This is a genomic window from Chryseotalea sp. WA131a (assembly GCA_025370075.1).
Lineage (GTDB): Bacteria > Bacteroidota > Bacteroidia > Cytophagales > Cyclobacteriaceae > ELB16-189.
This window is the reverse complement of record CP073016.1, coordinates 4507942-4524437: the sequence shown is the minus strand read 5'-3', so window position 1 is coordinate 4524437 and position 16496 is coordinate 4507942. Positions and strand designations below refer to the sequence as shown.

The window sequence follows — 16496 nt, the reverse complement described above, 5'->3', positions numbered from 1 at the left end:
TAATGGCACAAAGGAAAAATTTAAAAATCGCTGAATTGCTTTCAGTTTTCCACATTTCATGCATAGCCAAGAGTTTGGCTTGTATTGCAGCGGTCTTGCTGTTAATAACCTTACCGGCAACCGGGCAGAGCCTAAAAATCGCCAAACTGAAGTATAATGGAGGTGGCGATTGGTATGCGAACAAAACTGCATTGCCTAACCTCATCAACTTCTGCAACAAAGAGTTAAGTACTGAATTGAACGAAGAAGAGGATGTGATTGAAGTAGGCAGCCCGGGCATTATCAGTTACCCTTATATTTATATTACTGGCCACGGCAATGTGGTTTTCACTTCTTCAGATGCCTCCAATCTTAGAAACTACTTAATAGGCGGAGGCTTTTTACATGTTGACGACAACTACGGCATGGACAAATTTGTACGCATCGAATTAAAAAAGGTTTTCCCTGAACTAGAGTTGGTCGAGATTCCCTTCAATCATGCCGTCTACAACCAAAAATTTAAGTTTGCAAATGGCTTGCCTAAAATCCACGAGCATGATGGAAAGCCCGCTCAAGGACTAGGGTTATTTTATCAAGGCAGATTGGTCGTCTTCTATTCGTATGAGTGCGACCTGGGAAATGGCTGGGAAGATGCTCGCATCCATAACGACCCGGAAGAAAAAAGGCAACAGGCTTTAAAAATGGGTGCCAATCTTATTTCGTATTGCTTTACGGCAAATTGAAATTAGTGAGCATTACTCATGAGGACTTTAGGTCGTAGTCTTTTCCCAACTTCAATTTAAAAATCAAAATTCGGGCACTCCAAACATAGTTTTACGATTGATTTGTTTCTTATAACCAATTATTTAGTTTTACAACGTAATTGATAGTTATGAAAGAATTGACGAAAGCAGAAGACCAAATCATGCAAATTTTATGGAAGTTGAAAAAAGCTTTTGTAAAGGACATTGTTGATCAACTACCCAACCCGAAGCCGGCATATAACACGGTCTCCACTATTGTGAGAATTCTTGAGAAAAAAGGATTTGTTGGATATACTGCGTATGGAAAGACTCACGAGTATTATCCGTTGATCGCAAAAGACAAGTACACGCACTTCTATTTGAACAATCTAGTGAAGGGATATTTTGGAGGTTCCTTTCAAAGCTTGGTTTCTTTTTTCGCAGCGGAAAATAAAATGGGTGTGCAGGATATTGACTTGCTCGTAAAACAATTGGAGGAACTTAAACAGAAAAAGCCATGAGTTTACCAACTTACTACTTACAAGTAAATATCGGACTTGCTGCGGTGATTATTGGCTGCATCACCAAAATGGAAGCCAGGAAAACAAGCTGGTTTAATCGTCAGGCAGAAATTTACAGTGCCCATTGTATTTAAACTAGGCTAGGTATTCAGAGTAGAGGAGGTTTCTCAGCTTCCTCTACTCTTTAAACACTTCCTCTAATTTTTGTTCTAACGCAGCACCTCTCAAATTCTTCGCGATAATCTTTCCTGTCTTATCCAGCAAAATGGAAAATGGAATGGCGTTGATATTGTAATCTCTGGCCGCTTGTGATTCAAAATATTTTAAGTCAGACACATGCGTCCATGTCAATCCATCTTCGGCAATGGCTTTTACCCAATCTTCCTTTGTTCGGTCGAGTGAAACGCCAAATACTTCAAACCCTTTGTCTTTAAATCGTTGATAGGCTTTTACCACGTTCGGGTTTTCTCTGCGACAGGGGCCACACCACTTCGCCCAAAAATCAATCAATACATATTTGCCACGCAAGGAAGATAATTTTACAATTTGTCCGTTGGGGTTTGCCAATGCAATCTCGGGTGCCAATTGACCAATGGCCGTTACTTTCATTTTCTGCACTTGGTTGGAAAGTTCTTTCGTAAAAACGTAGTTTGGCCACTCCTTCTTAAACTTTTCAGATGTAGAAATAAACAAATCAAGGTTTTTGTCTTTGTCAATCAAGTTGGGGTCTTGCAGCAAATTGAACAAGGCCAGTGAAACGGGCTGTTCCTTTAAAAAACTGGCCAACTTCACGCTATTGTTTTCCATCAACGCCATGGCTTGGTTTCGCAATTCTTCCACACGCTTTTCATTATTAGAAGCCGCAGCTTGCTGATATTCAGTTTCTATGGCTTGCATTTCTGGGCCTGCTTGTGATTGTTGCACCATCGCTTGAACTTTGGCAATCAAATCGTGGTCAGGTGAGCCCTTGATTTCCCAAAAACCTTGTTGCTGGCTACCATCAACATTCAATTCTAAGTCACTTTTATTCACCATAATGTTGAGCACTTGGCGATTAAAGAAGTTGAAGCGATAATATCCGGGTGATGACAAATTTAATTTTGCTTCATAGCTATTATCGGCTTTCAAAATAGTGGACTGTTTTGTTCCCGTGCCATCTTGCTTAATCTCTTCGATTAAAATTTGTCCTCCTGCAACCGGCACTATTACTTTACCCCGTACTGTAACAACCCATGCTGTCGAACTCGCCTCGTTTGTCTTTTTTTCCGGAGAGCAATTGGCCAACAACGAGATCGTAAGAAGAAATGTGAGAATGTATTTCATGTTTTGATGTGTTAATGTGCTAATTCGTTGATTTGTTGATTGACTACCGATTACCGAAAACTGATTATTGAATACTATTTACCACTCACCTCCGCTAACCGTTTCGCCAATAACTGATTTGTGAGTTTATGGTCTGCTTTGCCTTTGCTGCGTTTCATAATTTCACCCATAAACATGGCTGCAATTCCCTTCTTTCCTTTTTTGTACTCTTCTACTTTCAACGGAAATTCGTTTATCACCTCATCAATCAAAAGTATAATAACATCGGCATTGCTTTCGTGAATAAGATTTAAACGCTGGGCAATGGCCAAAGGTTCAAGCGAATCATCTGTTAACAATTCATTAAAAATAGATTGCGCTGCCACCGCAAAACTTACTTTTCCCGATTCGACCAGTTCAATCAATTTGCAAAGGGTGGCCGGTTTCAAACTTATGTTTTCTATCTCCAAATTCTTCTCATTGAGATAGGATTTTACTGGCCCCATCAACCAATTTGAAATCGCTTTGTAGTAGTGCGTGTGGCTCGCCACCTGCTCAAAATAAATCGCCATTTCTTTCGACTCGGTTAAAACGTGGGCATCGTAGGTCGGCAACCCAAAGTGCGAAACAAATTTCTCAAACCATTGCTTGGGAAGCATGGGCATAGAGGATTTTATTTTCTCCAACCACTCATCTGACACCACTAGCGGACTTAGATCGGGGTCAGGAAAATAGCGATAATCGTTTAGCTCCTCTTTGGTGCGCATGCCGTAGGTCTTTCCGTTATCGGCATTGAACGTTCGCGTTTCCGAAACAATGGACTCTCCTTTTTCGAGTAACGCTATTTGTCGCTCGGCTTCGTACGTAACCGCATACTGCACATTGCGTACCGAGTTCATGTTTTTGATTTCAACTTTCTTGCCCAGTTCCTTTGCACCCTTCAACATCACCGACACGTTGGCATCACACCGCAAAGAACCCTCTTCCATGTTGCCATCGCAGATTTCCAAATAGCGAACCAGCTTTCTCACTTCTGCAAATGAAGTGGCTGCTTCTTCAGCGCTTGTGATTACCGGGTTGGTAACAATTTCAATTAACGCCACACCCGAACGATTAAAATCTACCAATGTGTCGGACTCATTTTCCAAGTGAATGGATTTACCAGCATCTTCTTCAATGTGGATACGGTTCAATTCAATTTTCCGTTCTGCTCCATCTTTTGATTTGATGCTTATAAATCCACCCACACAAATAGGAGTTCTGTCTTGTGTAAGCTGATACCCTTTTGGTAAATCAGGATAAAAATAATTTTTGCGGTCGAATATTTGATGGCGCGAAATCTTGCTATCACAAGCAATGCCCATTTTAATGGCATGCTCCACTACCTTCTTATTCAATTTGGGTAGTGTTCCGGGGTGCGCCAAAGTAATGGTGCTCACATGGGTATTTGGCTCGCCACCGTATGCGGCTGAATCCGAATTGTAGATTTTCGTTTTGGTAAGAAGTTGTGCGTGGATTTCTAGTCCAACCACTATTCGGTACTTATCAGACAAATTGTCAATCATTCAATACTTTTGAGAAGGGTGGAAAGTTCATTACCAGAGATATTTGGGATTTCTGATTTGTCATATATCGAAAGCAAATTGACTTTCTTGTCAATCACCTGAACATAAGTTATCACCCGTGCGCCACCCGATTTGCCACTACCCTTTGATGCAATGGACAATCTGATTTTATAAAAGCTTCTTCCTAACGAACTACCTTGAATCGGAAGGGTTGAAAGATTTTCAATTAAGGAAGCAAGTTCATGCTTCAGCGAAGGGTACTTCTTCAGCAACTTTTTAGATTGCCTTTTGAAATACGAAGTAACACAAACCTCAAAGTTCATTAAGAAAAGCCTTAGCAGACTGAAGTGTTACTTTCCCTTTTCTGGCAAGCTTGACCTCCTCAATTGAGGCCTTTAGTTCATTCAGAAATTTTTCCTTTGCAGAAATCCGTTGTGCTTTTTTCGACTTCTTGATAACTTTTTCCAGTTGTTCCAATGTAGACTTATCCTCTACTTTCAGGAGCTCTTCTATCAAGTGAATTTTTCTAGCATGTTCCAGCATACCGCAAAGTTAACCAATTAATCCTTTTGCTTTTTCATTAACTATTTCTAATCCTCCCAAGTTCTTTCCCCCGGCCGTAGCATAAAAAGGTTGCCCTCCTCCTCCACCATCAATCTCTTTTGCCAACTCTTTCACCATATTGCCAGCATGGTATTTTTTAGAAGCTTCAATCTTCTCGCCCAACATCACAGCCACGTTGGGTTTGCCTTCAACATCGGCCGCTAGCACCATGACCAAATCTTCAAATTGATTTCGGAGCGCGTAAGCAATATTTTTCAGTGCATCGGCACTAGGCACGGTCACTTTCTCATTAATTAATGTAATTCCATTTTGTTTTACAGCCTTCCGCACCAAGTCTTCTTTGATGAGATTAGCACGCTCGATGTTTATCACTTCCAATTTCTTCTCCAGCGAATGCTTCCCTTCTATCAAACTTTGCACAGAAGCTGCTAAATCTTTCGGATTTTTTAGCAAGGATTTTACTTCGCCCAACATCGCCAGTGATTGATTAACAAATTCCTGAGCACCTTCGGATGTCACCGCTTCAATTCTACGCACACCAGCGGCCACAGAACTTTCTGAAGTAATTTTCAAGAAACCAATTGAGCCTGTAAAGAGCACGTGTGTTCCTCCACACAACTCCACAGAATATTTTGGATCAAACGTAATCACGCGAACAAAATCACCATATTTTTCACCAAACAAAGCCATCGCACCAAGTGATTTTGCTTTTTCGATGGGCACATTGCGCTGCTCATTCAATTGAATATTCTCTCTGATTTTTTCATTTACCAACGTTTCAACTTTATAAATCTCTTCGCTGGTCATGGCCGCAAAGTGCGAGAAATCGAAACGTAAAATCTTATCATTCACCAACGAACCCTTTTGCTCTACATGCTTACCCAATACTTGGCGCAATGCAGCGTGCAACAAATGCGTAGCCGAGTGATTGCTCATGGAAAGTGTGCGCTTGTGCGAATCAATCACAGCATTCACATTACCTTCTAAATTAATGGGCAATTTCTCCACCCAATGCACAATCAAATCATTTTCTTTTTTGGTGTCGATAATATGGATTTTTTCAGTACCAATTTCCAATATACCCGTATCGCCCACCTGACCGCCACTCTCGGCATAGAAAGGTGTTTTATCCAATACCAATTGAAACAACTCTTTATTTTTTTGCTTCACTTTTCGGTAACGCAAAATTTTGGATGATGCACTCCAATTGTCATAACCAATAAATTCGGGTTTTTCTCCCTCAGACACCACTACCCAATCTCCTGTTTCTTTGGCTGCATCGGCTTTAGAGCGGGTTTTTTGTTCAGCCAAATACTGGTTAAAAGAATCCATGTCAACTGTAAATCCAATTTCCTTCGTCATGAGTTGAGTTAGATCTATTGGAAACCCATGCGTGTCATATAATTCAAAGGCAGTCCAACCGTCAATAACTCTTTGTAGGTCCGGAATCGAGTTAAAAATTGTTTTCAAATCGCCATCACGCCAAGTAGAATCTTTCAATACTAAAAAAGGATTCAAACTAATTACCGTCACTAATGTGCCGTCAATTGTCTTTTTGGATTTGTTCAGCGATTTGTTCTCAAAATTTGAACTCAGTTCAATAACCAACTGATGTTTTCGTAGAAAAAAATCTGGGAAGTTTTCATTGCCAGGTACCTGCTCCCATTCTACGTTCTGTTGCATGAGATAATTACGAAGTGATTTCCTAATCAGGGTTAAGAAGTTATGATTGAATAAAAATATACCATCGTCTAGTGTTCTCAAGAATGACTTTTCTTCCTCATGCACCACTTTGCTCACGTATTCCAATTGTTGATGCAACTCCGGAAAAACATCTTTTAATTGCAAGGCCAACAACGGCACCAATCGATGCATGAAAGGCTCTTTGAAATTCAAATACGAAAATCCATAGCGCACCGCTCTTCGTAAAATTCTTCTAATCACATAACCAGCACCTGTGTTGCTTGGCAACTGCCCATCGGAGATAGCAAGGGATACAGCACGGATATGATCTGCCATAACACGAACAGCAATATCTTTTTTGGTATCAGTTCCGTATTTATAAGACTCTGGCTTAACATTGTTGCAAATAAAATCCATCAGTGGGCGGAACACATCCGTATCATAATTGGAAGTTTTCGCTTGAATTGCCATGCACAGCCGCTCGAAGCCCATGCCCGTATCAACATTCTTTGCAGGAAGCGGTTTAAGCGTGGTTGACGCAGATCGTAGCTTTTCACGAGCTTTCTTATCGGTATTGGTTAAACTTAGGTCAAATTGCATCAAAGCATTTGATCCTCCCGCTTTCCAAGAGCGCTCAAACTCCATGAAAACCAAATTCCATATCTCAACTACTTGGGGATGATCATTATTGACGAGTTCTTTGCCCGGTTTCTTTTTTACTTCATCAATTGGTCTTAGGTCAATATGAATTTCGGAGCATGGACCACAGGGCCCCACATCTGCCATTTCCCAAAAATTATCTTTCTTATTCCCCAGTATTATCCTATCTTCTTCAACAAATGACTTCCATAAGTCGAATGCTTCTTGGTCGATTGAAAGATTGTCATCTTTATCCCCACCAAAGACACTCACATATAATCTGTCCTTTGGCAATTGATAAACTTCTGTGAGTAACTCCCAAGCCCAGGCAATGGCTTCTTTCTTAAAATAGTCGCCAAAGCTCCAGTTGCCGAGCATTTCAAACAGGGTGTGGTGATAGGTATCCAATCCCACATCTTCCAAGTCATTGTGCTTTCCACTAACGCGGAGACACTTTTGTGTGTCCGCAATTCGCTTGCTTGGGGGCATTGCATTACCCAAAAAATAGTCCTTGAACTGCACCATGCCCGAGTTGGTAAATACCAGAGCTGGGTCATTTTTAAGTACCAAGGGAGCAGAAGGGACAATTTTATGGCCCTTGTTTTCAAAAAATTCAAGGAAATTATTGCGTATTTGACGGGAATCCATGACACTCAACGATTTATGTGTTTTGTAAACAACTTTTTTTCTATATATTTATGAGTTCAAAATCGTCCAAAACGTCAAATTTACTGGCATTTAGCGTCTTTTGAAAACTATAATCGCCAAAAGGTATAGATTAATAGAATGGCTGTAACAAAATTCAAGTATGACCCCAAAACCTTGCGCTACGAGCGGGCCGGTATTTCTATATTGGGCGTTACGTTTAGAGTGATTGGCTACCTTAGTTTTGGTTCCCTCTTCTTGGTGGCATTGGTACTTTTGCAGAATTCTATTTTTGACACTGAATTGGAAACTAAGTTAAGGGCTGAAAACGAGGCGTTGGAAAGCCACCAAGTAATTTTGGCCAGCAGGTTGCAAGCTTCGTCAGGTAGGATTAAAAGACTAAAGTCAGAGAATAAAGATTTATACGAAAAGTTGTTTGAAACAACACTTGAAACTGGAGAGTCTGATCCCACAGCTTACAAGGAAGAGATACTCACGGCCAATTCAAGTTCTTTTGCAAATTGGATGACCTCGGTAGTAGAAAAATCAGAAATGGTAAGTGCGCAAGCCAAAACAAACAATTACTATTTTTCTGAAAGTGCGAGTATCGAAAAGCATGAGCTTAGGATTTTGAAAAATCTACCAACCATCCCGCCTATTCAAAATTTTGAGGTTGACAAATTGGTATCCGGATTTGGAAGGCGTATCAACCCGTTTCACAAGGGCTTAGATTCTCACGAAGGTGTGGATATTGCTGCCACCATCGGAACAAATGTTTTGGCAAGTGGGCCAGGACTGGTTGTAAATATTGGTCAAAGTAATTTGCTCGCAGGTTATGGTACCTATATAGATATTGACCATGGCAAAGGGATTGTTACTCGCTACGCACATTTGGCAGAAGTAAAAATCAGGTACGGTCAGCGCGTAACCAAAGAACAAATAATTGGTACTATTGGTAGCACGGGCGGCTCTATTGCTCCGCATCTTCATTATGAAGTAATAAAAGATGGCCATAAGGTGAACCCTGTAAAATATATGATTGGAGGCCTTAGTAGCACGGAGTATCAGCAAATGGTAAATAATAGCAATAAGCTAAACCAATCACTTGATTAAGTTTCGATGGCGAAAATAAAATACACATATAACCCCGAAACATGTAAGTATGAGCCGATTGTGGTTACGCCTAAGCAAATGGGCAAAAACATTTTTCGGTTTTTAGGTATTTCGTTTTTGCTTGGCCTTACGGGATTGGTTTATGTGACTATAAAAATGCCATTGATAGATGAAATCTATCAACTTCAAAAGAATCAAGAGCTAAAATCTGAATGGAGTGCGCTTTACCAACAAATGGAAAATGTATCAGAACAGTTATTGGCACTTGAACAAAATGATGACCAAAACTTCAGAATTATTTTGAATTTAGAACCACTATCATCGAGCCAACGCGAGGCCGGTGCGGGGGGTAGAGAAAAAGAAAGTGCGACTATTGAATACCCGCTCATTCGAAAGGCTTACGAAAAATCAGAGAAAATCGTCAATCGGTTGGACATTGAATCTCAATCGATGACTCAGTTGAAAGACGAGCTTCAGAAAAAAGAAAAAATGTGGGCTGCGAGGCCTGCCATTCAACCTATCAATAATCGCGACCTTACTCGATTGAATACTATTTTTGGAATGCGGCTGCATCCAATTTTTAATTATGTACGTCCACACAATGGTTTAGATTTAACTGCTCCGCACGGTACTCCAGTATATTCCTCTGGTGATGGATATGTTACTTTTGCGCGGCCAAACGCTGGTTACGGCAACGTGATTTTTATCCATCATGGTTTTGGATTTGAAACACGTTACGCGCATTTATCCAGATACAATGTTACAGAAGGAGAAACAGTGAAAAGAGGCCAGCTTATTGGTTTTGTTGGTAACACTGGCACCTCTACCAACGACCATTTACATTATGAAGTAATGTATAATGGAAATTATGTTAATCCGATTCACTTCCTCAATACTACTTTAGCACAAGACGAGTATAATAAAATCATTAAAGTGAGGCCTAAGAAGCTTGATTGAAAAAAGAAGAAGGTGTCCGATGCGATTTAAAATCTGCCTACACAAGTGAAAGACACCTGCATTATCGGATCTCCAAGCAAAATATTTTATTGGGTCGCGAAGGGATAATAATCTTGTTGTCAAAAACAACTGGTGAGGCTTCAAACAATTCCGCAATTTTCTTTTTGTAAATCATCGTGCCATTTTCTCCATCTAGCAACATTACGTACCCTTTGCTGTCAGCTAAAAAGATAAACATGTTTCCTTCTTCATCATAAATATCAACAGGGCTAGACCATGAGTAATTTGGCAACGAAACTTCATACAACACTTCGCCAGTAGTTTGATTTAAGGCAACCAACAATCCTTTGTTCAATTCTTTGTATCTAGCTAAATTAAAAATAACTTTTCCTGAAGAATTCATTTTCCCAATAATAGGTGTTGCGAGCATTCCACCATTCACTGGGTGGTCGCCTAACACCGTTAGGCAAGGGTATTTCTTTTCCCAAACCGTAGCGCCTGTAAGTCCATTTATTTTTTTCAAATAGGAAAATCCCATTTTGCCCTGCTTATCTACTTCACTACCCGTGTATAGATATGGAATTCCTGCTTCTGGTTGAATAATGAGTGAAGCATCAGTATCGTCATAATTATGGATAACCCACAAAGGTTTGAGAGTGGAAAGGTCGATTGCCAGTATGTACCCGTGATTATCTGCAAAGAAAATTTTATTGCCATAAGCGGCCACGCTATTTTCAATCCCAACTTTATGGTCATCATTTACCTTGTATCTCAGTCGCAATTCTTGTGGAGCAATATTCGCTTTCCCTGTCAGTGAATCGTAGCGTGTATTCAACTTGACGCAATACAGTAATCCGTTTTCGCCTCCGAGGTACATTACATCATTTGCTGCATTAATGAGAGGTGAACCATCAAAAGCAGCCCAATTACGAATAGAAAAAGGGTCGTTACCATCCAAAAAATGAAGCAGTTGCTGGTCGATTAAACTAAAGATCCTAAATCCAAAAATTTTCTTATTAGCGATACCTTGGCCAACGTACAAAATGGGAAAACCGCGTGGATCAATCGAGACAGAACCCTTAATGGGGTTGTTTATTTTTATTGGTTTACGAGAGGGAGTGCCGGTTTCCAAATCGAGGAAGTACACATTTCCATCCAAAGAAGCAGCTATCACCTCCACAAATAATGAATCACTAAATTTTGGGTCAATATTCATTTTTGTACGGAGCTCATTTGGCCATTGAACCACGCTAGGCTGCCCCGTCCACCCAGCACCACCACCCCACTCACCCTGTGGAGCCGTTTTAGCAGACCATTTTATCACCAGTGAATCAGGTCGTTTCGAAATTCGTCCGATAGAGGCGCGGTCGCGATAGGGGCCACCCCGAAAAGTGGTGATACCTTTTAATCTAGTATAACTCGTAGAGGAAAAAGTATCAGAAGGCACCGACAAAATGGAAGTAAGCAAGGAAGAATCACTTATCGCGAAAGAAATTTTTGTCAGGTCAAGGGTATCTTGAATGAGCAGATTATAGTTTTCTGAAGAAAAACAATAGTTAAATGCGATGTGGCACACTATTGTGGTGACGGAAAGGCGCTTTAGCATTCGATTTAAGCAGTACACATACTTGACCACATTATTATAACCTAAAAATAATCAAAAAGAAATCCACGCGGTGAATTTGAATAGCTTGTCAATAAAAAAGTAACACACTTTTGCACCGCGAACAAAGAATTGCTATTTTGCATGATGTTCAATGCTGAATTGAGCATCTTACGCCCCTGAACCGCTGCATGGCATACAAAGAAAAAGAAATTGAGAAGCTTTATTACTCAATCGGTGAAGTAGCCGAGCAGTTTAATGTAGCCCCTTCACTTATCCGCTTCTGGGAATCAGAGTTTGAAACCATCCAACCAAAGAAAAACCGAAAAGGCAATCGGCAGTTCACCAAAGAAGACATTGATAACGTTCGCACCATCTATCATTTGGTGAAAGAGAAAGGCTTTACGCTACATGGCGCTAAGGAAATGCTGAAGAATGATACGCAATCCGTTAAAGACAAAATGGATTTGCTTGATTCTCTTAAAAAAGTACGCCAATTCTTGGTGGAAGTGAGAGAAAAGCTTTCTTAATCAAGTTTGAGAATTTGAAGATGAGTTAATTTGAAAATTGACTCAGTCATTAACTAATAGCCACATTTAAATCTTATCTGCCTCGTAGTTGGAAATCTACCTACAACTTTGCATTTTCAAATCTTCAAATTGTCCCATTTCAAATTGCCTAGGTGAATCAAGAACGACTTTCATTTATTGCCTTGCACAGCATTTCGGGTGTGGGCGATTACCTGCTGAAGCAATTGGTAAGTTATTGTGGCTCGGCCGAGCAAGTATTCAAAACTCCCAAAGGCAAGTTGATGAAAATTCCAGGGGTGGGGAACGTAACGGCTGAGGCGATCGTCTCTGAGAAATCCATCGCGCAAGCCGAAAAAGAAATCAAGAAAGCTGAAAAGAACAACACCGAAATACTTTTTTATACAGACAAAAAATATCCCGCCCGACTAAAAAAAATTGAAGACGCTCCTGCCCTGATTTACTATCAAGGCAACGCAAATTTAAACCACCTCAAAACAGTTGGCATTGTTGGCACACGACAAGCAACGGCTTACGGAAAAGAAAGTGTGGAGCGAATTGTTCACGAATTAGCGTTGCATCAAGCTTTGATTGTGAGCGGGCTTGCGTATGGGATTGACATTCATGCGCACAAGCAAGCTTTGAAAAATAATTTAGAAACCATTGGTGTGATGGGCAGCGGCATGGATGTGATTTATCCGGCAGCGCATAAAGAAACAGCTACTAAGATGGTAGAGCAAGGCGGCCTTTTGACCGAAAATATTTTTGGCACGAAACCCGATGCACATAATTTCCCTGCTCGCAATCGCATCATTGCAGGGCTGTGCGATGCCTTGATTGTAATCGAGGCAGCCGAAAAAGGGGGTGCGCTCATCACAGCCGATATTGCCAACTCCTACAACAAAGATGTGTTTGCCATCCCTGGCAAATTAGGCGAAACATTTTCAGAAGGTTGCAACAAGCTGATAAAAACCAACAAGGCCCACCTTTATACTTCAGTGAAAGATTTAGAGTACATCATGAATTGGTCGGCTGGCGAAAAAGTAGAAAGTAAATCAACCGAGACCACTGATTGGTCAGCCTTTGACTATGATGAAAAGAAAATTTTGAACGTACTAAAAGAAAAAAGTCCGATACAAGTAGATGAACTGATGTGGCGGAGCGAGTTATCGCCCGGATCGCTTGCCTCTTTATTGTTGGGATTGGAATTTAAGAATGCAGTTGAATCGCTTCCAGGAAAGGAATACCGACTTAAATTACTTAAATTAAAGTAGCTTCCTGTTCAGAAATCCATAAATTTGATTTCAATCTAAAAATTCCAGTGAATGGAAAGAAGGTGTTGAATGATGAATATGAGGTGCTGTACCGGCAATAGGTTGACAATGGCCGACATGGTACACGTTTCATGCTTCAGGTTATAAATCGGGGGGAAGACTTGTTGTATTATTGATTGTGTTGATTCCAGTCTTCTTTCTTCAATTCATAGACAAAATTGCGAACGACCTGAGAACCGTTGGCCTTCTCTTTAATTCTATCTAGTTTTTTTGCACCAAAACGTTGTGTTGCTATTTGTGAACGCAGGTTGTGTTCGCCAATGTGAAAGATGACTTTATCTACAAATTGAAAAGCATAGTCGAGCATCAGTTTCTTCAATGCTTGGTTCCAATTTCCTCCCCAGTACTTTCTCGCTAAAAAAGTATAGCCAATGGCAATTGATTTCTTTGCCTCATCATACTCATAATACCTACTGCTGCCAATGGGTTCATTTGTTTTGGCATCCACAATTAAAAAGGCAGCCTTGCCATCGATGGCTGAATCAAAAAAAGATTGAAACACTTCGCGTTTATAGCGGTCTTTAGTGGGGTGCTGTTCCCAAATCAATGGGTCGGATGCAACTGAATATAATCTTTCAAAATCATTGCGCCTTAGCGGGACCAGTTGAAGGCGGGAATCGTGAAGATGGAGTGGTTGTAAGTTCATTTATTTATAACTAAACACGTCATCCGCTATTTTCATGGCCTCTGAAAACGCATCCCGATTTAAATCTGGTGCAGCTTGCTTCGAATCGAGGAAAGACAAAATTGTTTCGGTGGCTAAGTTTCCAACCAATTCATCCTCTGCCATGGGGCAACCGCCAAAACCTTTTAGTGCTCCATCAAACCGTTGACAACCTGCCTGATAAGCAGCAGCAATTTTTTCCCAAGCTTTTTGTGATGATGAATGCAAGTGCGCACCAAATTCAATAGAAGGGAAATTTTTCACCGCAAGGGAATACAAATTTTCAATTTGTTCGGGTTGCGAAACCCCAATCGTATCGGCCAATGAAACAATGGCAACACCCATGGTCGCTAACACATCCGTGATTTTCAGTACATGGTCAACCGAGTAGAGGTCGCCATATGGGTTACCAAATCCCATACTAATATACGTGACCAACACCTTATTGCTTTGCAGACAGATTTGTTGGATTTCGTCCAGCGTATTCAATGCCTCGGCAATTGACTTGTTGGTGTTTCGTTGTTGAAAGGTTTCGGAAATGGAAAGCGGAAAACCCAAATAAGTAATTCGGTCATGTTGACTGGCTTCTTCTGCTCCTCGGGTATTGGCCACAATCGCCAACAATTTTGTGTCAGATACTTTCAATTGCGAAAGTACCTCAACCGTATCGCGCAATTGAGGGATTGCCTTGGGTGAAACAAAACTGCCAAAATCCAGCGTATCGAATCCTACCTCTAAAAGACTATTAATATAGTGTACTTTTTTTTCGGTGGGGATAAAGGTGTGGATGCCTTGCATGGCATCGCGGGGGCATTCAATGAGTTTCATCTGCAATGGTTACCTAATTGTTAAACAAAAATGGGTAAATCTTTACCAAAGAAAAATAATCAAGAAAAAACGCAAAAAAAGTTACTGGTTGCTAGAATCTAAAAACCAGTATCCACAATCAAAAATTAACTCATCGTTTATTATTGTCGTATGTTTTTCTTTCCTTGCTTCCACTTTAGTATGAAGATCGAGGAAAATAAAAACCTGAAGCCTTACAACACCTTTGGCATTGCAGCCACGGCACGGTATTTCTGTACTATTTCATCACTCGCAGAATTAAAAGAACTTCAACAGACAAACGTATTTCTACAGAATAAGCGATTGATACTTGGTGCAGGCAGCAATGTGCTGTTCTTACATGATTTTGATGGGCTGATTATCAAAACTGAACTGAAAGGAATCAACATCGTGCGCGAGAATGACAAAATCATTACGCTAGAAGTAGCAGCGGGTGAAGCATGGCACGGGTTTGTGCTTCATTGTGTCAAAAATAATTGGGGTGGAATCGAAAATCTATCATTGATACCCGGCTTAATGGGTGCCGCACCAATACAAAACATCGGTGCATATGGTGTAGAGGTAAAAGATGTGATTGAATCGGTGCATGGTATTGACTTACTTACAGGAGAAGAGCGATCCTTCCAAGCAGATGAATGTGCCTTCGGATACCGCGAAAGTATTTTTAAACACACGCTGAAAGAAAAATTTTTTATTTCAAGTGTTACTTTAACTCTTAGCAAAAAAAGTCATCGCATCAACCTACAGTATGGAGCAATACAAGACACACTTCGGCAGATGAACATCACTGAACCAACCATTCAATCCGTGAGTAATGCAGTGATGGCGATACGACAAAGTAAGTTGCCTGATCCACGTGTGATTGGCAATGCAGGTAGCTTCTTTAAGAATCCCTCCATATCTCTCCATCACTATCAATCATTACAAAAAAATAATCCAAGCATACCAAATTATCCTTCTGTAAATCAAGAAGTTAAAGTACCAGCTGGTTGGCTCATCGAACAATGCGGATGGAAAGGAAAAAAAATAAATGAAGTAGGTGTGCATACACAACAAGCGTTGGTGTTGGTGAATTATGGAAACGGAAATGGCGCTGAAATTTTTTCACTCGCACAAAAAATTATCGCGAGTGTTGAAGAAAAATTTGGTGTTACACTCACACCCGAAGTAAACATCATCGCATGAAAAAAAATAGCAGTTATGCGCTCGAAATAAAAAATCATCGACATGAATTTCTTCGGTCATAAAAAAATATTTTGCAAAATATTTTTTCAGATTAAATAATTGTTATACATTTCGTAAGTTTTAAACCAAAATATTAAAACGCTATGGCAAAAAAACCCGCTAAGAAAGCAGCTAAGAAAGCAAAAAAGGCTGCTAAGAAGAAGAAGTAATCAAGCAACGCTTGATTCTCTCGGAGAGCAGTGATCTAGGATCACTGCTCTTTTTTTTTATCCAATTTTTTTATCGCACTTGTATTTGCCACAAAGAACAAATACTAGTACTTGATATTTTTATCAGCCCACAAGACACAACTTCTGTTTGTATTCCTGGAATTCTGTGGCAAAAAAAGTGAGGGATTCGGTTTACCGTGGCAGTACACTATTTGTAATTGCCGAACGATAGATAGAATGAATTTGAATTCCTTTTCACAGCAAACCATAAGAAAAGACATGGTTGAAGAATGAACTTCGTAAAACTAAAAATGAAACATGTCAGTAGTAAACCTGCTAAATCATAAGCCAAACCAACCTTTACTCGTTTGCAAATTCTTTTTTTCAGTTAACGGTTGCGTAAATAAACTCACGTCA

The 16496-nt window shown here is 40.3% G+C and carries 16 protein-coding genes and 1 pseudogene; 8 read left to right on the top strand and 9 right to left on the bottom strand.

Going from position 1 to position 16496, the window contains the following annotated elements:
* The first annotated feature begins 2 nt into the window (after positions 1-2).
* From KA713_20860 to KA713_20850, 3 genes are all read left to right on the top strand, one after another.
* The gene (locus KA713_20860) at positions 3-722 is read left to right on the top strand and encodes a DUF4159 domain-containing protein (GenBank protein ID UXE66851.1); all 720 of its coding nucleotides are present in this window, start codon (positions 3-5) and stop codon (positions 720-722) included.
* Positions 723-871: 149 nt separating this feature from the next.
* Entirely contained in the window at positions 872-1243 is a 372-nt protein-coding gene (locus tag KA713_20855; GenBank protein UXE66850.1) for a BlaI/MecI/CopY family transcriptional regulator, read from the top strand.
* Positions 1240-1377 carry a hypothetical protein gene (locus KA713_20850; protein UXE66849.1) on the top strand — a complete coding sequence of 46 codons (138 nt, stop codon included), beginning with the start codon at positions 1240-1242 and terminating at the stop codon, positions 1375-1377. Before KA713_20855 ends, KA713_20850 begins: the two co-directional genes overlap by 4 nt.
* A 43-nt stretch (positions 1378-1420) precedes the next feature.
* On the opposite strand, the gene KA713_20845 is transcribed toward KA713_20850, so the two are convergent.
* From KA713_20845 to alaS, 6 genes and pseudogenes are all read right to left on the bottom strand, one after another.
* The gene (locus KA713_20845; GenBank protein UXE69211.1) at positions 1421-2278 is read right to left on the bottom strand and encodes a TlpA family protein disulfide reductase; all 858 of its coding nucleotides are present in this window, start codon (positions 2276-2278) and stop codon (positions 1421-1423) included.
* A 362-nt stretch (positions 2279-2640) separates the two neighbouring features.
* A complete protein-coding gene (gatB, locus tag KA713_20840) occupies positions 2641-4110 on the bottom strand; it encodes an Asp-tRNA(Asn)/Glu-tRNA(Gln) amidotransferase subunit GatB (GenBank protein UXE66848.1) in 1470 nt (489 codons plus the stop codon).
* The gene (locus tag KA713_20835; protein ID UXE66847.1) at positions 4107-4433 is read right to left on the bottom strand and encodes a hypothetical protein; all 327 of its coding nucleotides are present in this window, start codon (positions 4431-4433) and stop codon (positions 4107-4109) included. Before KA713_20835 ends, gatB begins: the two co-directional genes overlap by 4 nt.
* A complete protein-coding gene (locus KA713_20830; GenBank protein ID UXE66846.1) occupies positions 4423-4653 on the bottom strand; it encodes a hypothetical protein in 231 nt (76 codons plus the stop codon). Before KA713_20830 ends, KA713_20835 begins: the two co-directional genes overlap by 11 nt.
* A 9-nt stretch (positions 4654-4662) precedes the next feature.
* Complete coding sequence (locus tag KA713_20825; protein UXE69210.1) at positions 4663-6357, bottom strand: hypothetical protein; 1695 nt, start codon at positions 6355-6357, stop codon at positions 4663-4665.
* A 15-nt stretch (positions 6358-6372) separates the two neighbouring features.
* Positions 6373-7644, bottom strand: a pseudogene (gene alaS / locus KA713_20820) (alanine--tRNA ligase).
* 138 nt (positions 7645-7782) lie between these two features.
* On the opposite strand from alaS, the gene KA713_20815 reads away from it, so the two are divergent.
* Both KA713_20815 and KA713_20810 read left to right on the top strand, forming a co-directional pair.
* A complete protein-coding gene (locus tag KA713_20815) occupies positions 7783-8754 on the top strand; it encodes a M23 family metallopeptidase (protein UXE66845.1) in 972 nt (323 codons plus the stop codon).
* A gap of 6 nt (positions 8755-8760) precedes the next feature.
* Positions 8761-9711: a peptidoglycan DD-metalloendopeptidase family protein gene (locus KA713_20810; GenBank protein ID UXE66844.1), complete on the top strand. Its 951-nt coding sequence runs from the start codon at positions 8761-8763 to the stop codon at positions 9709-9711.
* 61 nt (positions 9712-9772) lie between these two features.
* Here the strand turns inward: KA713_20810 and KA713_20805 are convergent, their stop codons facing one another.
* A complete protein-coding gene (locus KA713_20805; GenBank protein UXE66843.1) occupies positions 9773-11317 on the bottom strand; it encodes a hypothetical protein in 1545 nt (514 codons plus the stop codon).
* Between the two features lie 188 nt (positions 11318-11505).
* On the opposite strand from KA713_20805, the gene KA713_20800 reads away from it, so the two are divergent.
* Together KA713_20800 and dprA are read left to right on the top strand one after the other, a co-directional pair.
* The gene (locus KA713_20800; protein ID UXE66842.1) at positions 11506-11844 is read left to right on the top strand and encodes a MerR family transcriptional regulator; all 339 of its coding nucleotides are present in this window, start codon (positions 11506-11508) and stop codon (positions 11842-11844) included.
* Between the two features lie 152 nt (positions 11845-11996).
* On the top strand, positions 11997-13115 hold the full coding sequence (gene dprA, locus KA713_20795) for a DNA-processing protein DprA (protein ID UXE66841.1): 1119 nt from the start codon (positions 11997-11999) through the stop codon (positions 13113-13115).
* A gap of 169 nt (positions 13116-13284) precedes the next feature.
* Here dprA and KA713_20790 read toward each other — a convergent pair whose 3' ends face one another.
* Positions 13285-13821, bottom strand: coding sequence for a GNAT family N-acetyltransferase (locus KA713_20790; protein ID UXE66840.1), 537 nt, complete (start codon positions 13819-13821; stop codon positions 13285-13287).
* Positions 13822-14667 (bottom strand): hydroxymethylglutaryl-CoA lyase, encoded by an 846-nt coding sequence (locus KA713_20785; GenBank protein ID UXE66839.1) that lies wholly within the window; start codon positions 14665-14667, stop codon positions 13822-13824. It lies immediately after the preceding gene.
* A gap of 180 nt (positions 14668-14847) precedes the next feature.
* Between KA713_20785 and murB the strand changes: the two genes are divergently transcribed.
* Positions 14848-15870: a UDP-N-acetylmuramate dehydrogenase gene (murB, locus tag KA713_20780; GenBank protein UXE66838.1), complete on the top strand. Its 1023-nt coding sequence runs from the start codon at positions 14848-14850 to the stop codon at positions 15868-15870.
* Positions 15871-16496 lie beyond the last annotated feature (626 nt).

What these genes read in the sequence shown, in the direction of transcription:
- KA713_20860 (UXE66851.1), top strand. Translation starts at nt 3, where the DNA reads ATGGCACAAAGGAAAAATTTAAAAATCGCTGAATTGCTTTCAGTTTTC.
- KA713_20855 (UXE66850.1), top strand. Translation starts at nt 872, where the DNA reads ATGAAAGAATTGACGAAAGCAGAAGACCAAATCATGCAAATTTTATGG.
- KA713_20850 (UXE66849.1), top strand. Translation starts at nt 1,240, where the DNA reads ATGAGTTTACCAACTTACTACTTACAAGTAAATATCGGACTTGCTGCG.
- KA713_20845 (UXE69211.1), bottom strand. Translation starts at nt 2,278, where the DNA reads ATGGTGAATAAAAGTGACTTAGAATTGAATGTTGATGGTAGCCAGCAA.
- gatB (UXE66848.1), bottom strand. Translation starts at nt 4,110, where the DNA reads ATGATTGACAATTTGTCTGATAAGTACCGAATAGTGGTTGGACTAGAA.
- KA713_20835 (UXE66847.1), bottom strand. Translation starts at nt 4,433, where the DNA reads ATGAACTTTGAGGTTTGTGTTACTTCGTATTTCAAAAGGCAATCTAAA.
- KA713_20830 (UXE66846.1), bottom strand. Translation starts at nt 4,653, where the DNA reads ATGCTGGAACATGCTAGAAAAATTCACTTGATAGAAGAGCTCCTGAAA.
- KA713_20825 (UXE69210.1), bottom strand. Translation starts at nt 6,357, where the DNA reads ATGCAACAGAACGTAGAATGGGAGCAGGTACCTGGCAATGAAAACTTC.
- KA713_20815 (UXE66845.1), top strand. Translation starts at nt 7,783, where the DNA reads ATGGCTGTAACAAAATTCAAGTATGACCCCAAAACCTTGCGCTACGAG.
- KA713_20810 (UXE66844.1), top strand. Translation starts at nt 8,761, where the DNA reads ATGGCGAAAATAAAATACACATATAACCCCGAAACATGTAAGTATGAG.
- KA713_20805 (UXE66843.1), bottom strand. Translation starts at nt 11,317, where the DNA reads ATGCTAAAGCGCCTTTCCGTCACCACAATAGTGTGCCACATCGCATTT.
- KA713_20800 (UXE66842.1), top strand. Translation starts at nt 11,506, where the DNA reads ATGGCATACAAAGAAAAAGAAATTGAGAAGCTTTATTACTCAATCGGT.
- KA713_20790 (UXE66840.1), bottom strand. Translation starts at nt 13,821, where the DNA reads ATGAACTTACAACCACTCCATCTTCACGATTCCCGCCTTCAACTGGTC.
- KA713_20785 (UXE66839.1), bottom strand. Translation starts at nt 14,667, where the DNA reads ATGAAACTCATTGAATGCCCCCGCGATGCCATGCAAGGCATCCACACC.
- murB (UXE66838.1), top strand. Translation starts at nt 14,848, where the DNA reads ATGAAGATCGAGGAAAATAAAAACCTGAAGCCTTACAACACCTTTGGC.